The sequence below is a fragment of the Streptomyces sp. NPDC002463 genome, from assembly GCF_042889835.1.
Classification (GTDB): domain Bacteria; phylum Actinomycetota; class Actinomycetes; order Streptomycetales; family Streptomycetaceae; genus Streptomyces; species Streptomyces nymphaeiformis.
The window spans coordinates 1-1,992 of record NZ_JBIARL010000062.1 but is presented as its reverse complement, the minus strand read 5'-3'; the positions used below and the strand labels follow the sequence as shown (position 1 = coordinate 1,992).

The 1,992-nt window shown below is 67.3% G+C and carries 2 protein-coding genes and 1 pseudogene; all 3 read left to right on the top strand.

Going from position 1 to position 1,992, the window contains the following annotated elements:
* Nucleotides 1–57: 57 nt before the first annotated feature.
* Nucleotides 58–1,182 (top strand): annotated as a pseudogene (locus ACFYX3_RS42020) (IS701 family transposase); the annotation flags it as partial.
* Between the two features lie 26 nt (nt 1,183–1,208).
* On the top strand, nt 1,209–1,358 hold the full coding sequence (locus ACFYX3_RS42015) for a hypothetical protein (protein ID WP_376595043.1): 150 nt from the start codon (nt 1,209–1,211) through the stop codon (nt 1,356–1,358).
* Nucleotides 1,359–1,462: 104 nt separating this feature from the next.
* Nucleotides 1,463–1,933, top strand: a complete 471-nt coding sequence (locus ACFYX3_RS42010; RefSeq protein ID WP_389025417.1) for a hypothetical protein — start codon at nt 1,463–1,465, stop codon at nt 1,931–1,933.
* The last annotated feature ends 59 nt before the right edge of the window (nt 1,934–1,992 follow it).

Here is a 1,992-nt window from a genome sequence, read left to right as displayed (position 1 = left end):
CTAGTACTGCAGCCGCAGTTGTTGCGACTGTTGGGCCCGACGCTCGTTGAGCCGGACATGGGTGGGGACGTCACTGTTGACGATGTGTGGGGCTGGACGGCGGGGCTGGAGGTGCTACAGGACCGGATCGGTCAGCATTTCCGCAGGTCGGAGCCTCGCCGTCGGGCGGGCGAGTACCTGCGGGGGTTACTGGCGCCGCTGGAGCGCAAGAATGGCTGGACGCTGGCCGAGCAGGCAGGCGAGCGGTGCCCGGACGGCATGCAGCGCCTGTTGAACCAAGCCGGCTGGGACGCGGACGCGGTCCGCGACGAGGTCCGCTCGTTCGTACTGGAGCATCTTGCGGCGGACGACGGGGTGCTGATCGTGGACGAGACCGGGTTCGTCAAGAAGGGCGTCCGGTCCGCCGGGGTGCAACGCCAGTACACGGGAACCAGCGGGAAGATTGACAACTGTCAGCTCGGGGTGTTCCTCGCCTACGCCTCTGCTGCGGGCCGTGCGTTGATCGACCGCGAGCTGTATCTGCCCACCGCCTGGACGGAAGATGCCGAGCGCCGGGCGGACGCGTGGATCGGCGAGGACATCGTGTTCGCCACCAAGCCCGCCCTGGCCAAGGCGATGCTTGAGCGGGCGGTGGCGGCTGGCGTGCCATTTCGCTGGGTGGCCGGGGACGAGGTCTACGGCGACAACCCCGCCCTCAGGTCCTGGCTGACCAGTCGGCGGCTGGCGTATGTGCTGGCCATCGGCTACAAGCACCGGCTCGGGCCGCGCGGGCAGAACGCCCGCACGCTGGCGGCGATCCTGCCCGAGCAGGTCTGGGAGATTCGCTCGGCGGGCGACGGCGCCCACGGGCTGCGCGAGTACGCCTGGGCCCTCCTACCGCTGCCAAACCGCGAGGCCGCCGACGGCTTCACGGTCTCGCTGTTGATCCGCCGCCACCCAGCGACCGGCGAGCGGGCGTATTACCTGGTGCACGCGCCGCTCGACACACCGCTGGCGGAGATCGTGCGGGCCGCCGGGGCGCGCTGGGCGATCGAGGAATGCTTCCAGGCCGCCAAGAACGAGGCTGGCCTGGACCACTACCAGGTCCGCCACTACCGGGCCTGGTACCGGCACATCACCCTGGCCATGGCAGCCGCCGCCCACCTGACCGCGCTCCGCGTCACCACCGGTGAAAAGGGGGAGGTAACCGCGACCTGATACGACTGAGCGTGAACGAAATCCGCCGCCTGCTGGCCAAGGTCGTCCACACCGTTCGGTACGAGGCCGAACACATCCTGCACTGGTCACGCTGGCGCCGCCGCCATCAGTACCGAGCCCGCCTCAGCCACTACCGCCGCCGCGGCCACCGCCCCCCATAACTGCGTCTACAGAATGGGACCTGTGATCTCCCGCCCCGAAGCCGTTTCACGCCAACCGCGCGCTACCGTGCAGTTCACGCGCGGCAAGGAGCGACAGGGCGATCATGAACGATGAGACGATCAAGGTGGGCGACATCTTGCGTGTCAGCTGCGCCTTCACTCCCACACGGGTGGTCGAGATCTCAGACTGGCACGTGTCCATTGCCTGGCCATGGGAGCAGATCGATCCTGACTCTGAAATCCAGTGGAACGGCCAGTACGCCATCCCGCGCAGGCAAGGCTCCTCCGAGGCTCGGCTCAGCCTCTTCCAGACCGATCCTGCCCCCTGGACGCTATCTGCGGGTGACAGCTGTGGCGTGGGTATTCCCGAGCAGTTGGTACGGGTAATCGACATCGAGCACTGCGATCCACCTCAAGAGGTTGGGTGGCTGCCGCGTCCTCACACGATGTTGATCGTGCTACCCGCCGACTACGAGGACCCCCAAGGGCTCGCTGAAGGCGACACAATCTCCGCACCATCTGTGGCGCCGGTCAGGTTCGAGCGTGTGCAGCAACAACCTGATCCAGCGGGTTAACAGGCTAGCCCGATTGGCCGGGTAGTCGCGGACCACGGCAACTGCGGCTGCAGTACTAG

Excerpts from the sequence above, each read along its gene's own strand:
- ACFYX3_RS42010 (WP_389025417.1), top strand. The coding sequence starts at position 1,463 with ATGAACGATGAGACGATCAAGGTGGGCGACATCTTGCGTGTCAGCTGC.